Source organism: Rhizobium jaguaris (genome assembly GCF_003627755.1).
Taxonomy (GTDB): Bacteria; Pseudomonadota; Alphaproteobacteria; order Rhizobiales; family Rhizobiaceae; genus Rhizobium; species Rhizobium jaguaris.
The window spans coordinates 49,790-67,992 of record NZ_CP032696.1; the positions used below are offsets into that span (position 1 = coordinate 49,790).

Here is an 18,203-nt window from a genome sequence, read left to right on the forward strand (position 1 = left end):
GAATTCATCGTCGGCGCGCGCAGGCATCTCCCCTACGGGATCTAGGCATCGATATCATTCCTTCGATGCTTCCGTACCGGGCGCAAGTCGATCTTATCTCCGGCCTGGTGCCTCTTCCAGGTCATCGTATTCCAGCGTTGCCCCTTCTGGCGCGGGCGTTCTCTACTCGATTGCATCAGTTTGGTCGGCGAACCCATTGTCTTCGCGGTCTGACTGCCGTTGGCTGCTCTCTCTCTGACACACACCATCTATCCTTAGATAGCCAGCACAGAAAAAAGGAGTCGAACCTCATGAATGTAGCCGAATCAGGCCCCATCCTGATGAATCGCGCCGGGGTGTGCCTCGCGCACTTCGAAGCTATTTCGGCATCGCCCCTGAGTCCGCCGCTCGTCCTGATTCACGGCTGGACCGGCGATCACAGGATATTCACGCCGCAGATCGAACATTTCGCTAACAGTCGGCACGTCGTTGCGGTCAACCTCCGCGGTCACGGACACAGCGATGCGCCGAAGCAGGAATACACGATCGAGGGTTTTGCCGACGACGTAGCATGGCAATGCGGTGAGCGGAAGCTCGAAAAACCGCTGATCATCGGCCACAGCATGGGGGGCTCGGTCGCACTTGAGCTGTGCGGGCGCCATCCGGAGCTGGCCTCGGGTCTGGTGATGATCGATTCTGTTGTCATGCCCCGGCGGGCGCTGCGCGACAGCCCCGAAATTGGCCAGTTCCTGGATGAGATTTCCGGCTCAAATTATCGGCAGGTTTTGCGGAAAAACGCGTGGTCCATGGCACTCGACTACGATGACCCTCCCAGGCGCGAGAGCATCCACAACACCTACATCCGGGCTTCGTGCGAGAAGACACCGCAGCATGTGGCATATTCTGCGATGCGCAATTTCTTTCTCAACTATGACGCGTCCCCTGCGGCATCGCGTTGCAAGGTCCCGATGGCCTACATCGCGGCCGATGTGCCGCTGGTGAGCGCTGCGTGTGATCTCGACTGGCTAAAGGCTCGCTGCTCGCAGCTCATTCTGGCGAAGACGCTGTTGGCTGGCCATTTCAACACCATCGAGGTGGCTGACCAGGTGAATGCAATGCTCGACCGCTTCTTGGCAGTCGGCCTGAGGCCGCGCCCCACCACCGGGGTGTAACGGATGTGCCTAATAGACCGGTTCACGATGTAAAGTCATGCTTTCGACTGAGCGAAGCATCGCGACACCTTCCCTAGCTGGTCGTCAGCGCCGCGGTTTTCGGCGAAGAACATCACGCTGGATGAGCCCGCGTCGAGCGGAAGGGTGCGCTGATCGTGGGCGCCCGTTTCTGCCTCGTTGAGAGGGCAGAACCTCTTGAGCGAGTCGCGCCGAACGGTGCCAAGGCAGCCGCCAGTTCGTCAAGGCCATCGATGCTGATCTCGGGTGGTCCAAGTCTCATCCCGCGGCAATAGCGCTCATCGAACATCCAGTTCGCTGACTCATTGGGAAAGATCGGGCCGCTTGCGCATAAAGATGGACATCAGGCTCTTGCAGCGCCGAAACGGCGAGACCTTCACCTTGCTCCCGAACAGCGGTGCCACGGATAGGCGATCGTCGCAAAACGAAAACCGTATGCAGAATGTCGGTCGTTAGCCGCGTTTTGACTGGAAGACATAAAGCGCGCCATTGAACGGGCGGAAGTCGACAAGCTGCACGACACATAACCGGGCGGAATTGTCCGCCATCCGTTGGCAGTTCGTCAGATTGGCTTCACGCGCCGCTATCTTTCCACTCTCTAACCAGCTAAAAACAGGCATATACTTATCCGTTATGGTGGCACAAGATTTGCGTCGTTAGCTAAGAGGCTGCGGAGCCGTATTCGCGTTGCGAGGCACAGCGACGGAAGGAAACAACTTGCCAGATCCGAAAACTCCTACGCAGCGTCTGCCGTCGCCCGCGCAATAGGGGCATTGCGAGAAAGGGATCGAGTTAGATCAGAACCAATGCTAGCCAGCGAACGGCAATGGCGGACATGAACATGCATGTGCTTGCCGGCGTGCCCCGCGCCCAAATAACCAATTTGCCTTTTCGGCGCCGGGAGCTGCCGGAAGCCGAGCTTCCAGTCAGAACAACGGCCTACAGCTTCCCACAATAATGACTTGACTTGCATTTCTGCGATCAAAGATAGAAATGGATAGCGCTATGATTGTGCGTAGCCTGCGCGATATTGAAGCGACGGATCACTTCGTCGATTGGGGCAATGGTACTAGCCACCGCCTCCTGACAGACAAGGACGGCATAGGCTTTAGCATCTGCCACACCGTAGTGCGGGCTAACACCGTCTCGCTTCTCCAATACCGCAATCATCTCGAGGCGTGCTACTGCATAGCTGGAGAGGGCGAGGTCGAGGACATGGACGGTAATGTCTTCCCTATTCGCAAGGGCGACCTCTATGTGCTTGACAAGCATGACAAGCATTTTCTGCGCGGGGGCCGGGACAAGGACCTGATCCTCGTCAGCATCTTCAACCCGCCCCTCAAGGGAACCGAGCGCCACAAGCTCAACGACCCGGCAGGCTCAGCATATTGAGCAAGGCGAACAAACGCAGATCTCTTATAAACCGCCGCTAGTTGAGCTTTGCGGTTGTTGGTTGGTGCCGCCTTTCATGTGCCGCTGGCCACAGTGCCAAACAGGATTCAGGTCCCGATCGAAAGCTCGCATTCGAAGTGCACGGCACCCCGCAGATTCATTCGGCCAGGGAACCGCTCTAATCATTAAAATGCCGGAACTCGGAAACATCGACGAAAAGACCGCAATCTTCTGATGCGGTCTCGCATCCATGAGCCGACAATCCGGACGGTGGACCAGATGCGCATTAATCTGGCAGAAGGCCCCATCGTCCGTCAGCGCTCTATATGCCAGCAGTTGTTGCAGCCCCTTCAATCCCGATCTCAACCCCAAGTACAATGCACTCATCGAGATTGGCAAGCACCCAAAGTTGCATCACCCGCCGTCATCAGAAGGGTCGCTCTCGCCTCGCAAACGCACCGTTGCGCAACAAGCGAAGATGGACCCCAAAACCCGCTTTCCAGGCTCCCCTTTCTTTGCTCGGAACACATCGGGCAAGATTCCGGAAGGGTTATGCCGATTGACAGCGCGCTCAATTTATGTCCGGCGATGTCGGATAAATGACAGAGCAGTGTTTGGGCTATCGTGTTGATTGAGAACGATTTCTCGTTGGCACGGTACGTGCGTGGTACTGTACAAAGGCCCCTGAACTGAGGAGAAGTCGTCCGATGATGACGCTCACCGGAAACTCAGACGAGGTAAGTTGGCGACTGCGAGACTGCCAGAGACGATATTTGCAGACACGGCTTGCCGGGGCACTTTGGGGATATCTGGCTGCGCGCAAAAGTTTCGTTACCGTCAATGCAGGCCCCATTTGCACCGGGGACTGTGGGCGCGATTGCGCCCGAGCAAATCTAAACCAATGTAACGCGTTTGAGGCGCTCCATGGTGGGGCGCCTAGGATGGGACCTGCCCTACTTCAAGGGTAGACTGTGAGAGGGATAAAAATGGCACATGGGTCCGGTGCACGCGAAGCAGACAGTCAGGATAGGCAACCTGCAGTCCGACCCATTTCCTCCAGTGCCTTTGTCGGCAGTGGTACACTTGCTATCAGCTGCGCTCAGCTGGCAATGGAGAGAGGCCACGTCATTGATGCGGCCCTGTCCGCCGACCCCATGTTCGCAGAGTGGGCGGCTCGCGCCAACATCCGGTGTGTAGCGAGTGTTGAAGAGCTCTGCTCTCTTTTGAAGGCCCAGCCGGTAGAGTGGCTTTTCTCCGTTGTCAATCCGTTCGTATTGCCACCGAACGTGTTTGGGCGAGTGCGTCGAGGTGCGTTCAATTACCACGACGGTCCATTGCCACGATATGCGGGAGTGCACGCGACGTCCTGGGCTTTGCTGGCGCAAGAGAGCGAATATGCCATCACATGGCATAGGATGGGTGATGGTGTTGACACTGGTGACGTCGCGGTTCAGCGCCAAGTGTCGATTGCGCCCAGCGACACGACACTTACCCTGAACCTCAAATGTTATGAAGCTGCATTCGAGGGTTTCCGCGAGCTAATAACGGGCTTAGCGAACGGGAAGCTGACTGCCCGGCCGCAGGCGCTGGCAGACAGAAGCTATTTCCCGAGGCGCCGACGCCCAGATGCGGCAGGCTGTCTGAGATGGGAGAAATCCGCGCAGGATCTGTCGGCGATGACGCGTGCCTTAGACTTTGGGGCACATCATCCCAATCCATTGTGTCTAGCCAAGGCTCTCGTAGCCGGTGAGGTTGTCAGAGTGAGGTCCCTGGAGGTGTTGCCTCGACGCTCGGGCGTTCCAGCAGGTTCCTTGCTGGAAGTCCACTCCAGCCATTGGCGTATGGCGACGGGTACAGAGGATGTCGATGTTTGTTTTGGCGACCCCGATGGGCAGGTGCTGGACGCGCGAGCCCTCGCCATGCACTCCAATCTGGATGAAGGTGACCACCTTCCGATTTTGAGCGATGAACAGGCGCGGAGCATAACTGCCACCCACGAATTTCTGGCGCCGCGGGAGGATTTTTGGCGACAGCGGTTAGAGCAGTTTAGAATATTGCAGCTTCCTTTCCTGTCGTCGTCTGCGGCTGCGGCGCTGCCCGGATGGCAGTCGAGTTCGTGGTTCAACCCAAGTGCTTTGGCTAAACTGTTCCCACTCGATCGCACCGAATACTTGGTAACGGCTTTCCTGATCTATCTCGCCCGCATCACCGGAGAAGCAGAGCTTCAACTGGGATGGACGCCTGCATCGGATGGATCGCAAACGGGCTGCAAAGCCGTAGACCAGTTGATCGCCTCTGTCGTGCCGATGGAAGTTACCATTGATCTCGCACATGATTTTGAAGAAATGCGCAAAACGGTGGCGATCGAATTCGCTCAGTTGCGGGAGCACGCTAGCTTTGCCCGGGATCTCACCGCGCGCTTCCCGTCATTGCGAGGGGTGGAGGCGCTACGATCGCGCCAGCCCTGGCCGATTGGCATCACCATAACGGCAGATAGCTGTTCGGCCGCTGGCGATCTGAAGACGAGCCACAGAACTGGCCCAGTCCTATGCGGCGATTTGCTGACTTTCGAGGTTTGCGCTCTGGATGGGAGCTTTCGTTGGCATTTTGATGCCAGCAGATTAGCGCCGAAGCAGATCGACCGAATGACGCAGCATGTACAAACTTTATTACATGGTGTGATGCTCGGAGCCGGCCAACCGCTCGACCGCGTCGACATCCTGCCGGCCGCCGAGCGCACCTATCTGCTGGAAGATCTGAACCGCACGGCGGCGCCTTATCCATCGGACAAGTGCATCCACGAGTTGTTCGAGCAGCAGGTGCAAAAGGCGCCGGAGGCGGTGGCGGTGGTCCATGAGAACGAGCGGCTGAGCTATGGCGAGCTCAACGCGCGGGCCAACCGGCTTGCGCATCATCTGATCGCCCTCGGGGTCAGGCCGGATCAGCCGGTGGCGATCTGCCTGGAGCGCAGCCTGGCGATGGTGGTGGGTGTTTTGGCGATCCTCAAGGCGGGCGGTGCCTATCTGCCGCTTGATCCTGCCTATCCGTCGGCGCGGCTGCGGCAAATCGTCGACGATGCAGAACCGCAACTGCTGCTTTGCGATGCCGGCGGCCGAAACGCATTGGGTGCCGACGCGCTGGCCGATGTCCGCCTGGTCGATCTGGATACGGCCACCCCCGCCTGGGCCGAGCGGTCGCCCTCGGACCCGGAGCGGCGTACGCTTGGCCTCACCTCCGGCCATCTCGCCTATATCATCTACACCTCCGGCTCAACCGGAACCCCAAAGGGCGTCGAAATGTCCCACGGCTCGCTTGTGAATTCGCTCTCGCCCCCACCGGGGAATGGAGTGCGAAAACGCACACTTCAATTCGCGACCCTGAACTTCGACGTGTCCTCCCAGGAATTGTTCATTTGTTGGAAGGATGGTGGACTGCTCGTGCTCGTGCGGGAAGAAACCCGTAGGAACTTCTCCGATTTGCTCGAATTCGTGAAGAGGGAGGCGATCGAGCGGCTTTTCCTCCCGTTCGTAGCATTGAACCATTTTGCGGAAGTCTGGGGCGCGCAGCAAGTGCGGCTGCCCTATTTGAGCGAGATCTATACAGCGGGTGAGCGATTGCAGGCCACTCCACTGCTTAGGGCGTTCTTCGAAGCACATCCAAAGGCGAGATTGATCAATCAATACGGGTCCACAGAAATCAACGTCATTGCCGAGCACCGCCTTGCAGCTGACCCATCATGCTGGCCCCAATTGCCACCCATCGGCCGTCCGATTGCGAACACGCGTGTGTATCTTCTGGACGGGCATGGCAGGCCGGTGCCATTCGGGGCGGTGGGGGAGCTTTATATTGGCGGGGCAGGCGTGGCGCGCGGCTATCTGAACCGGCCGGAGCTGACGGCGGAGCGGTTCATCGCCAGTCCTTTTATAGAAGGCGACCGGCTGTACCGGACCGGGGACCTCGGACGTTATCTGCCGGACGGCAATCTGGAGTTCCTCGGCCGCACCGACGATCAGGTGAAGATCCGCGGCTTCCGCATCGAGCCGGGCGAGATCGCCGCGCGGCTTTGCGAGCACGCCTTCGTGCGCGAGGCCGTCGTGGTGGCGCGCGAGGACCGCGCCGGCGACAAGCACCTTGTCGCCTATGTGGTTACGAGCGAGCATGCCGACGGAGCCGAGGGGTCAGACCTTGCCGGCGCCCTGCGCGCGCATCTGAGTGCCCAACTGCCGGACTACATGGTGCCGGCTGCCTTCGTGCAGCTGGCGGCGCTGCCGCTGACGCCAAACGGCAAGCTCGACCGCAAGGCGCTGCCTGTTCCCGATGACGATGCCTATGCGCGCCGCGCCTATGAGGCGCCGCAGGGCGAGATCGAGACGACGCTGGCCGAGATCTGGACGGAGCTGCTCGGGGTCGAGCGGGTCGGCCGCCATGACAACTTCTTCGAACTCGGCGGACACTCGCTGCTCGCCGTTCGGCTCTTGAGTCGGCTGTCGCGGGCTGTTGGTGTCGAGCTGCCGCTGAGAACCCTGTTTGCCAAACCGGTGCTCGCGCACCTTGCCCGTGAAATCTCTATCACCTTGATTGAACAAGAATTCGATGGTGACGAGCTTGAAAAGCTGGTCTCCAAGGAGCTAGCTAATGACTAATTTAGTTAGGAACGGCTTGGAAAACCTAGACGACGAAAGCTTGGCCCGGCTGTTTCTAGTTGCAAAAGAGAAGATAGCAAAACGGAGCGAAGCAGACACCGCGATATCACGGGTAAGCCGGAACGAGCCGCTTGCGCCGTCGTTTGCCCAGCAGCGGCTGTGGTTCCTGACGCAGTTGGACGCAGAGAGCACGAACTATCACATGCCGCTCGTCCTGCGGCTATCTGGTGTGCTCGAGCGCAGCGCTTGGCAGCGCAGCCTCGACCGCCTGTTTGCGCGGCATGAGGCGCTGCGCAGCGTCTTTGTCGCACCGCAGGGCAAGCCCCGGGTCGAGCTTCTGCCGCCGGATGCCGGTCTGCCGGTGATCGAGCACGATCTGAAGGGCAGGGCGGATGCTGAGGCGTCGCTTTTGGATCTGTGCCATGAGGAAGCGTGCACGCCCTTTGATCTTTCGCGCGGGCCGCTGATCCGCGGCCGGCTGATCCGGATGTCGGATGAGGAGCACGTCTTCCTTTTGACCCAGCATCACATCGTCTCGGACGGCTGGTCGATGGGGGTGCTCGTGCGGGAACTGAGCAGCCTCTACCGGGCATTCGCCGCTGGACAGGACGATCCTTTGCCGCCGCTCGCCATCCAATATCCGGACTATGCCGCCTGGCAACGCCAGTGGCTGTCGGGGGAACGGCTGCAGACCCAGGCGGACTATTGGCGCGAGACCCTGGCCGGCGCCCCGGCCCGTCTTGCGCTGCCGACGGACCGGCCGCGGCCGGCCGAGCAGTCGTTTGCCGGAGCCAATGTTCCCGTTGTCATCGATGCGGATCTGACGCGCGGGCTGAAGCGGCTGAGCCGGCAGCATGGCACGACGCTGTTCATGACGGTGCTGGCGGCCTGGGCTGCGGTGCTGTCGCGCCTGTCGGGGCAGGACGACATTGTCATTGGTGTGCCGAGCGCCAATCGCGGCCGGCGCGAGACCGAAGAGTTGATCGGCTTCTTCGTCAACACCCTGGTGCTTCGGCTGGACCTGTCGGGCGCGCCGAGCGTGTCGGCGCTTCTGGAGCGGACGCGGCGCACTGCGCTGGCGGCACAGGAACACCAGGACGTGCCGTTCGAGCAGGTTGTGGAGATCGTCAAACCGCCCCGGGCTCTTGATCACACGCCACTGTTCCAGGTGATGTTGGCCTGGGAGAACAGTGCCGACGGGTCATTCGACCTGCCGGGGCTGAGCGTGGAGGCTGCGGGGGAGGGGTTCGATCAGGTCAAGTTCGATCTGGAACTGAGCCTTTGCGAGCATGGCGAGGTCATCGCCGGAACGCTGAGTTATGCGAGCGCGCTGTTCGATGAAGCGACGATCGAGCGGCAGCGTGGTTATCTTTTGGCGCTGCTGCGGGCGATGGTCGCCGATGCAAGCCAGCCGGTCGGCCGCATCGACATCCTGCCGGCTGACGAGCGCGCCTACCTGCTGGAGGATCTGAACCGGACGGCGGCGGACTATCCATCGGACAAGTGCATCCACGAGCTGTTCGAGCAGCAGGCAGCCAAGACGCCGGACGCGGTGGCGGTGGTCCATGAAGACGAAGAGCTGAGTTATGGCGAACTCAACGCGCGGGCCAACCGGTTGGCGCATCATCTGATCGCCCGAGAGGTCAGGCCGGGGGATCGCATTGCGACAGTGCTGGACCGCTCCATCGCCCTTGTCGTGGCGCAGTTGGCGATCCTCAAGGCGGGGGGAGTGTATGTGCCGATCGATCACGCTCTTCCGTCTGCGCGACAAGAATGGTTGATGGCCGATTGTGCGGCACGCCTGGTGCTTTGCAAGAGTGACGATGATGAGCTGGTTGAGGCGACGATCCCTGTTCTGGCCATTGAGCCGTTCATGGTTGGAAGAGGAAGTAGTAGAGATCCTGGCTTGGCATTGAGCGCCGAGGCTGCCGCTTACGTGATGTACACGTCTGGCTCGACCGGCCGTCCCAAGGGAGTAGTTGTGCCTCACCGCGCCGTGAACCGGCTAGTCATCAACAATGGATATGCGAAAATCGATGCCGGAGATCGTGTGGCGTGGGCGGGTAATCTGGCTTTCGACGCCAGCACATTTGAAGTGTGGGCGCCGCTGCTCAACGGTGGCTGCATTATTGCAATGGATACCGTCACAGTCATAAATTCTTCAAGTTTTGCCAAGGCACTTAAAGAGCAACGGGTGACAACCCTTTTCCTAACAACGGCGTTATTCAATCAATATACATTATCGATTGCTCCGATATTAGCACAACTTAAGTACCTCCTCTGTGGAGGCGAGCGCAACGATTTTCAATCATTTCTGAAATTGCTGAGTGAAGAAGGTCCATTACGTCTCATTCACTGCTACGGTCCGACCGAGACGACGACCTTCGCGATAGCGTGGAGTTGCCCGGCTGATTTTGATGGGTCCGTTGTCCCGATCGGCCGTCCGATTGCGAACACGCGTGTGTATCTTCTGGACGGGCATGGCAGGCCGGTGCCGTTCGGGGCGGTGGGGGAGCTTTATATTGGCGGGGCAGGCGTGGCGCGCGGCTATCTGAACCGGCCGGAGCTGACGGCGGAGCGGTTCATCGCCAGTCCTTTTATAGAAGGCGACCGGCTGTACCGGACCGGGGACCTCGGACGCTATCTGCCGGACGGCAATCTGGAGTTCCTCGGCCGCACCGACGATCAGGTGAAGATCCGCGGCTTCCGCATCGAGCCGGGCGAGATCGCCGCGCGGCTTTGCGAGCACGCCTTCGTGCGCGAGGCCGTGGTGGTGGCGCGCGAGGACCGGGCCGGCGACAAGCACCTTGTCGCCTATGTGGTTACGAGCGAGCATGCCGACGGAGCCGAGGGGTCAGACCTTGCCGGCGCCCTGCGCGCGCATCTGAGTGCCCAACTGCCGGACTACATGGTGCCGGCTGCCTTCGTGCAGCTGGCGGCGCTGCCGCTGACGCCAAACGGCAAGCTCGACCGCAAGGCACTGCCTGTTCCCGACGACGCTGCCTATGCGCGCACCGCCTATGAGGCGCCGCAGGGCGAGATCGAGACGACGCTGGCCGAGATCTGGACGGAGCTGCTCGGGGTCGAGCGGGTCGGCCGCCATGACAACTTCTTCGAACTCGGCGGCCATTCGCTGCTCGCCGTAAGGCTCTTGAGCCGGCTGTCGCAGGCCTTTGGTGTCGAACTGCCGCTGAGAACCCTGTTTGCCAAGCCGGTGCTTTGCGATCTGGCACAAAGCATCGTCGAGGTGTTGAGTCGAGCCGGTCCGCAACACCTGCCGGCGATCGTGGCCGTGTCGCGCGATGCGCCGCTTGTGCCGTCGTTTGCCCAGCAGCGGCTGTGGTTCCTGACGCAGTTGGACGCAGAGAGCACGAACTATCACATGCCGCTCGTCCTGCGGCTATCTGGTGTGCTCGAGCGCAGCGCTTGGCAGCGCAGCCTCGACCGCCTGTTTGCGCGGCATGAGGCGCTGCGCAGCGTCTTTGTCGCACCGCAGGGCAAGCCCCGGGTCGAGCTTCTGCCACCGGATGCCGGTCTGCCGGTGATCGAGCACGATCTGAAGGGCAGGGCGGATGCTGAGGCGTCGCTTTTGGATCTGTGCCATGAGGAAGCGTGCACGCCCTTTGATCTTTCGCGCGGGCCGCTGATCCGCGGCCGGCTGATCCGGATGTCGGATGAGGAGCACGTCTTCCTTTTGACCCAGCATCACATCGTCTCGGACGGCTGGTCGATGGGGGTGCTCGTGCGGGAACTGAGCAGCCTCTACCGGGCATTCGCCGCTGGACAGGACGATCCTTTGCCGCCGCTCGCCATCCAATATCCGGACTATGCCGCCTGGCAACGCCAGTGGCTGTCGGGGGAACGGCTGCAGACCCAGGCGGACTATTGGCGCGAGACCCTGGCCGGCGCCCCGGCCCGTCTTGCGCTGCCGACGGACCGGCCGCGGCCGGCCGAGCAGTCGTTTGCCGGAGCCAATGTTCCCGTTGTCATCGATGCGGATCTGACGCGCGGGCTGAAGCGGCTGAGCCGGCAGCATGGCACGACGCTGTTCATGACGGTGCTGGCGGCCTGGGCTGCGGTGCTGTCGCGCCTGTCGGGGCAGGACGACATTGTCATTGGTGTGCCGAGCGCCAATCGCGGCCGGCGCGAGACCGAAGAGTTGATCGGCTTCTTCGTCAACACCCTGGTGCTTCGGCTGGACCTGTCGGGCGCGCCGAGCGTGTCGGCGCTTCTGGAGCGGACGCGGCGCACTGCGCTGGCGGCACAGGAACACCAGGACGTGCCGTTCGAGCAGGTTGTGGAGATCGTCAAACCGCCCCGGGCTCTTGATCACACGCCACTGTTCCAGGTGATGTTGGCCTGGGAGAACAGTGCCGACGGGTCATTCGACCTGCCGGGGCTGAGCGTGGAGGCTGCGGGGGAGGGGTTCGATCAGGTCAAGTTCGATCTGGAACTGAGCCTTTGCGAGCATGGCGAGGTCATCGCCGGAACGCTGAGTTATGCGAGCGCGCTGTTCGATGAAGCGACGATCGAGCGGCAGCGTGGTTATCTTTTGGCGCTGCTGCGGGCGATGGTCGCCGATGCAAGCCAGCCGGTCGGCCGCATCGACATCCTGCCGGCTGACGAGCGCGCCTACCTGCTGGAGGATCTGAACCGGACGGCGGCGGACTATCCATCGGACAAGTGCATCCACGAGCTGTTCGAGCAGCAGGCAGCCAAGACGCCGGACGCGGTGGCGGTGGTCCATGAAGACGAAGAGCTGAGTTATGGCGAACTCAACGCGCGGGCCAACCGGTTGGCGCATCATTTGATCGCCCTCGGTGTAAAGCCGGATCAGCCGGTGGCGATCTGCCTGAAGCGCAGTCCGGCGATGGTGGTGGGGGTTCTGGCGATCCTTAAAGCGGGCGGTGCCTATCTGCCGCTCGATCCAGCCTACCCGTCTCAGCGGCTGCGGCAGGTTCTTGACGATGCAGCATCGCGGCTGTTCCTTTGCGATGCGGCCGGCCGCGCAGCACTGGGGCCCGGAGCGCTCGCCGACCTGACGGTGGTCGATCTGGAGTCGGTCAACCCGGCCTGGACTGAACTGCCCGCTTCCGATCCCGACCCCCGCGCCCTTGGCCTCACCCCACGCCATCTCGCCTATGTGATCTATACCTCCGGATCAACCGGAACCCCAAAGGGGGCACAGAATGAGCATCGGGCTATTATCAATCGCCTGATCTGGATGCAAAGAGCCTACGCTCTCAAAGCAACTGATGTCGTGGTGCAGAAGACGCCATTTAGTTTCGATGTCTCGGCCTGGGAATTCTTCTGGACGTTGCTTGAAGGGGCGTCCCTGGTGCTGGCGCCGCCAGATGCGCATAAAGACCCTGATGCGCTTGTAAAACTGATAATCAGTCAACGGATCACCACGGCACACTTTGTTCCATCGATGCTGGTCAGCTTTATGGACGCCAAAGGTGTTGACCGCAGCACATCGCTGCAGCGTCTCGTGTGCAGTGGTGAGGCGCTTCCTGCCCCCCTTGCGCAGAAGGTTCGGCGCGTTTTGCCTTGGACTGGCCTGCACAATCTGTACGGTCCCACGGAAGCTGCCATCGACGTTACAGCGTGGAGTTGCCCGGCTGATTTTGATGGGTCCGTTGTCCCGATCGGCCGTCCGATTGCGAACACGCGTGTGTATCTTCTGGACGGGCATGGCAGGCCGGTGCCGTTCGGGGCGGTGGGGGAGCTTTATATTGGCGGGGCAGGCGTGGCGCGCGGCTATCTGAACCGGCCGGAGCTGACGGCGGAGCGGTTCATCGCCAGTCCTTTTATAGAAGGCGACCGGCTGTACCGGACCGGGGACCTCGGACGCTATCTGCCGGACGGCAATCTGGAGTTCCTCGGCCGCACCGACGATCAGGTGAAGATCCGCGGCTTCCGCATCGAGCCGGGCGAGATCGCCGCGCGGCTTTGCGAGCACGCCTTCGTGCGCGAGGCCGTGGTGGTGGCGCGCGAGGACCGGGCCGGCGACAAGCACCTTGTCGCCTATGTGGTTACGAGCGAGCATGCCGACGGAGCCGAGGGGTCAGACCTTGCCGGCGCCCTGCGCGCGCATCTGAGTGCCCAACTGCCGGACTACATGGTGCCGGCTGCCTTCGTGCAGCTGGCGGCGCTGCCGCTGACGCCAAACGGCAAGCTCGACCGCAAGGCACTGCCTGTTCCCGACGACGCTGCCTATGCGCGCACCGCCTATGAGGCGCCGCAGGGCGAGATCGAGACGACGCTGGCCGAGATCTGGACCGGGCTTCTCGGGGTCGAGCGGGTCGGACGCCACGACCACTTCTTCGAACTCGGCGGACACTCGCTCTTGGCGGTGCAGTTGATGGAGCGGCTGCGGCGGCTGTCTCTGGACGTCGAGGTGCGCACCCTGTTCGCCAGGCCGGTGCTGTCCGAACTTGCCGCCAGCCTCGTCAGCCATCATGAGGTGACGGTGCCTGCCAACCTGATCACCGAGCAGTGCACGGCGATTACGCCAGAGATGCTGCCGCTCATCGCGCTTTCCCAGCCGGAGATCGACCGGATCGTAGAAACGGTGCCCGGCGGCGTCGGCAACATCAAAGACATTTATGCTCTGCCGCCGTTGCAGGACGGCATCCTGTTCCACCATCTGTTGGCGAGCCGCGGCGATCCGTACCTGCTGGTCAGTCAGATGGCCTTCGCCGACCGCGGCCTGTTGGAGCGCTATCTCGGCGCGGTCCAGCAGGTCGTCGACCGCCACGACATCCTGCGCACCTCATTTGTGTGGGAGGGGCTGTCGAGTCCGGCGCAGGTGGTGTGGCGCAAGGCGCCGCTGGACGTGAGCGAGGTCGAGCTGGACGAGGATGGCGGTGCTGGCCACGAGCAGCTGAAGCGAAGGTTCGATCCACGCCGGCAACGCATCGATCTTGGCCGGGCGCCGTTGTTGCGGTTTGTGATTGCGCGCGAGCCGGGCACGGGGCGCTGGCTGCTGTCGGAGCTGCTGCATCATCTGATCGGCGATCACACGACGCTGGAGGTCATGCATGCCGAGGTGCGGGCCGTGCTGGAAGGTCGCGGGCATGAGCTTGCCGCACCGCAGCCGTTCCGCAATCTGGTGGCGCAGGCGCGCCTGGGTGTGGATGCCAAGGCGCATGAAGAGTTCTTCAAGGAACAGCTGGCCGACATCGACGAACCGACCCTGCCGTTCGGGCTGAGCGAGGTGCGCGGCGACGGCAGCGGGGTTGGCGAGGCGCATCGGATGCTGCCGCAGGGGCTCAACGACCGGCTGCGCCATCAGGCGCGGCGGCTAGGGGTGAGCCTTGCGAGCCTGTGCCATCTGGCCTGGGGGCAGGTGGTGGCGCTGAGCAGCGGGCGTCAGCAGGTGGTGTTCGGCACGGTGCTGTTCGGCCGCATGCATGCCGGCACCGGCGCCAACCGCGCCATGGGCCTGTTCATCAACACCCTGCCTGTGCGGCTCGACTTGGACGGGACCGGTGTGAAGGAAAGCGTGCGCATCACGCATCGCCGGCTTTCCGAGCTGCTGGCGCACGAGCATGACTCGCTGGCGCTGGCGCAACGCTGCAGCGGCGTTGCAGCGCCGGCGCCGCTGTTCAGCGCGTTGTTGAACTACCGTCACAACAGCCCGGCGGCCATGTCCGGTTGCGGAGCGGATGATGTTCTGTCCGGCATGCAATGGCTGGGCGGAGAGGAGCGCACCAACTATCCGCTGACCTTGTCGGTGGAGGATTTTGGCGAGGCGCTCGGGCTGACGGCGCAGGTGGCGGAGCCCGTGTCTGCGGAGCGGGTCTGCGGCTACATGCAGCACGTGCTCGAGCAACTGGCCGAAGCGCTGGAGCATGCCCCCGATATGCCGGTGTGCGATCTCGACATCCTGCCGGCCGAGGAGCGCGCCTACCTGCTGGAGGATCTGAACCGGACGGCGGCGCCTTATCCATCGGACAAGTGCATCCACGAGCTGTTCGAGCAGCAGGTGCGGCGCGCTCCCGAAGCCGTCGCCCTCGTCCATGAGGACGATGAGCTGAGCTATGGCGAACTCAACGCGCGAGCCAACCGGTTGGCGCATCATTTGATCGCCCTCGGGGTCAAGCCGGATCAGCCGGTGGCGATCTGCCTGAAGCGCAGCCCGGCGATGGTGGTGGGTGTTCTGGCGATCCTTAAGGCGGGCGGTGCCTATCTGCCGCTCGATCCAGCCTACCCGTCTCAGCGGCTGCGGCAGGTTCTTGACGATGCAGCACCGCGGCTGCTCCTTTGCGATGCGGCCGGACGGGCCGCCCTCGGTCCCGAGCCTCTTGCCGCTCTGACGGTCGTCGATCTGGAGACCGCCACCCCGGCCTGGGCCGAACTGCCTGCCAAAGATCCCGACTCCCGCGCCCTCGGCCTGACCGCCCGCCATCTCGCCTATGTCATCTACACCTCCGGATCAACCGGAACCCCAAAGGGGGTCATGGTCGAGCATCGGGGATTGGTCAACCTGGCATTGGCTCAGATCGGGCTTTTTGGCGTTGGTTCAAATAGCCGTGTCGTGCAGTTCGCTTCCTTTAGTTTTGATGCAAGCGCTTGGGAGCTTCTTATGGCGTTTGGCTCAGGCGCCGCGTTGCACTTGCCTGCGGATGAGATCCGCCAGACGAGTAACAGGGTGTCGGATTATCTCCGTAGCAAATCCATCACCCATGCGACGCTACCTCCAGCCTTGCTTCAGGAGAGCGGCGCTCTTGAATATCGGACGTCGCAAGTTCTCATTCTTGCCGGAGAGCTGCCGAAAGCTGGGCTCATCCGAAGTCTGGCGCCCACATCCACTGTCAACGCTTATGGACCTACCGAAACAACAGTCTGTGCGACGGTTTGGAGTTGCCCGGCTGATTTTGATGGGTCCGTTGTCCCGATCGGCCGTCCGATTGCGAACACGCGTGTGTATCTTCTGGACGGGCATGGCAGGCCGGTGCCGTTCGGGGCGGTGGGGGAGCTTTATATTGGCGGGGCAGGCGTGGCGCGCGGCTATCTGAACCGGCCGGAGCTGACGGCGGAGCGGTTCATCGCCAGTCCTTTTATAGAAGGCGACCGGTTGTACAAGACCGGGGACCTCGGACGCTATCTGCCGGACGGCAATCTGGAGTTCCTCGGCCGCACCGACGATCAGGTGAAGATCCGCGGCTTCCGCATCGAGCCGGGCGAGATCGCGGCGCGGCTTTGCGAGCACGCCTTCGTGCGCGAGGCCGTGGTGGTGGCGCGCGAGGACCGGGCCGGCGACAAGCACCTTGTCGCCTATGTGGTTACGAGCGAGCATGCCGACGGAGCCGAGGGGTCAGACCTTGCCGGCGCCTTGCGCGCACACGTCAGCGAGCGGCTGCCGGACTACATGGTGCCGGCTGCCTTCGTGCAGCTGGCGGCGCTGCCGCTGACGCCAAACGGCAAGCTCGACCGCAAGGCACTGCCTGTTCCCGACGACGCTGCCTATGCGCGCACCGCCTATGAGGCGCCGCAGGGCGAGATCGAGACGACGCTGGCCGAGATCTGGACCGGGCTTCTCGGGGTCGAGCGGGTCGGACGCCACGACAACTTCTTCGAACTCGGCGGCCATTCGCTCTTGGCGGTGCAGTTGCTCAGTCGCGCGTTCGATCTTGGGTTTAAGCTTAACGCCGCTGACCTCTTCCAAGCCCCGTTGCTAAAGGAACTTGCATCAAAGGTTCATTTGGAACCACAACCCAGCAGGTCGGGAGTGATTTGCGTTCGAGAAACCGGATCGCAGCCGCCGCTGTTCTTCGTTCCCACAGGTTTGGGCGATTGCTCCTATGTCTTGAGTTTGGCGAAGGAAATGGACGTAGAATGTCCTGTCTACGCTTTGCCATGGCCGCCTTTCAATGACGTTCGTCCGCCAACTCTCGAGGCAATGGCAGCGGAGCTAAGCCTGGCAATTCGAGAGATCCAGCCACAGGGCCCATACCGCTTTGCCGGATACTCATCAGGGGCAATCTTAGCTTACGCAATTGCGCATTGCTTGCTAGGTCCCGGTGACGCTGTGTCATTCATTGCCCTAATCGATGTTGTGTTACCTGCAAATCCGTCAAGGCTATCGCCGACCAAAATGATGCGAGAGGTGCTTCTTGACTCTGTCGAATTAGATGACGACTCCTTCGAAGTACTCGAACGGATCGCTGAGCAAAGTTCAGTTTCTCAGCTCCTCGAAATGGCACAGGAACTTGGAGGGTTACCTCTGGATCGTGATCTCCAGAAAGAGATTTTGATGTATGAAAAGGCCTTGCAGTTTCGAAGGGCGCTGAACTTGTATCGACTTCCGTCTCTGCCGGTTGAGATACACCAGTTCTATGCCAACAGCTCTATCAGTCATCGGGCACGATCTCACAAAATTCCGATAGGTCCAGAAGCACATTCGCCTTTGCGAGGTTGGGACCGGATTTTAAGTGCAGAGGCCATTCATGCCGTTCCAATTCCAGGCGACCATCTGACCATGATGAGTGTCCCGGAAAACCGCCGAGTTCTGGCTCGACGCATATCAACGACCCTGAACAGCTCATCGACAACGAATGTTCGAACTTCACTTTCTTGAGATCCATCGCTTCTGACATCCAGGGAAATGGATTTTGCGTCTCCGCGAAGAGGGTTGCGTATTTCGCAAAAGCCGAACACAGTCCCGCGTTAAGCTATGCCACCTTTTCCATGCTGAGGAAGCGCAGTGACTCAGGGCGATGCGCTGCTTGCGACAAGTGCTGGCGAGGATGTTGTGTACCTCGTCGATGACCAAAACCCGCACGCCGATGGCCATTTCAACACCATCGAGGTGGCTGACCAGGTGAATGCAATGCTCGACCGCTTCCTGGCAGTCGGCCTAAGGCCGCGCCTCGCCACCGGGATGTAACGGATGCGGATATGCTTAATAGACAAGTTCACGATGTAAAGGCATCCTTTTGACTGAGCGAAGCACCTTTCCCTAGGCGCTCGTTAGCGTACGCGCCTTTGCGCG

At 61.4% G+C, this 18,203-nt stretch carries 4 protein-coding genes and 2 pseudogenes; 4 read left to right on the forward strand and 2 right to left on the reverse strand.

Translation table 11 applies throughout. The annotated features are described in order from the left end of the window. The first annotated feature begins 290 nt into the window (after nt 1-290). The 4 genes from CCGE525_RS34430 to CCGE525_RS34450 all read left to right on the forward strand — a co-directional run bounded on the left by CCGE525_RS34430 (nt 291) and on the right by CCGE525_RS34450 (nt 17,789). Nucleotides 291-1,151: an alpha/beta fold hydrolase gene (locus tag CCGE525_RS34430; RefSeq protein WP_120708834.1), complete on the forward strand. Its 861-nt coding sequence runs from the start codon at nt 291-293 to the stop codon at nt 1,149-1,151. Between the two features lie 1,023 nt (nt 1,152-2,174). Continuing rightward, a complete protein-coding gene (locus CCGE525_RS34440; RefSeq protein WP_120708835.1) occupies nt 2,175-2,561 on the forward strand; it encodes an ectoine synthase in 387 nt (128 codons plus the stop codon). A gap of 1,109 nt (nt 2,562-3,670) precedes the next feature. Continuing rightward, a complete protein-coding gene (locus CCGE525_RS34445; RefSeq protein ID WP_162950414.1) occupies nt 3,671-7,204 on the forward strand; it encodes an amino acid adenylation domain-containing protein in 3,534 nt (1,177 codons plus the stop codon). A gap of 40 nt (nt 7,205-7,244) precedes the next feature. Then, nucleotides 7,245-17,789, forward strand: coding sequence for a non-ribosomal peptide synthetase (locus CCGE525_RS34450; RefSeq protein WP_245472434.1), 10,545 nt, complete (start codon nt 7,245-7,247; stop codon nt 17,787-17,789). Here CCGE525_RS34450 and CCGE525_RS39955 read toward each other — a convergent pair. Both CCGE525_RS39955 and CCGE525_RS39960 read right to left on the reverse strand, forming a co-directional pair. Next, nucleotides 17,776-17,883: pseudogene (locus CCGE525_RS39955) on the reverse strand (ribonucleotide-diphosphate reductase subunit beta); the annotation flags it as partial. The gene CCGE525_RS34450 and the pseudogene CCGE525_RS39955 sit on opposite strands and share 14 nt — an antisense overlap. Before the next feature lie 74 nt (nt 17,884-17,957). Beyond that, nucleotides 17,958-18,005, reverse strand: a pseudogene (locus CCGE525_RS39960) (hypothetical protein); the annotation flags it as partial. Nucleotides 18,006-18,203: the final 198 nt, after the last annotated feature.

Bases quoted from the DNA above. Each gene is read 5' to 3' on its own strand.
- CCGE525_RS34440 (WP_120708835.1), top strand. From the start codon at position 2,175: ATGATTGTGCGTAGCCTGCGCGATATTGAAGCGACGGATCACTTCGTC.
- CCGE525_RS34430 (WP_120708834.1), top strand. From the start codon at position 291: ATGAATGTAGCCGAATCAGGCCCCATCCTGATGAATCGCGCCGGGGTG.
- CCGE525_RS34445 (WP_162950414.1), top strand. From the start codon at position 3,671: ATGGAGAGAGGCCACGTCATTGATGCGGCCCTGTCCGCCGACCCCATG.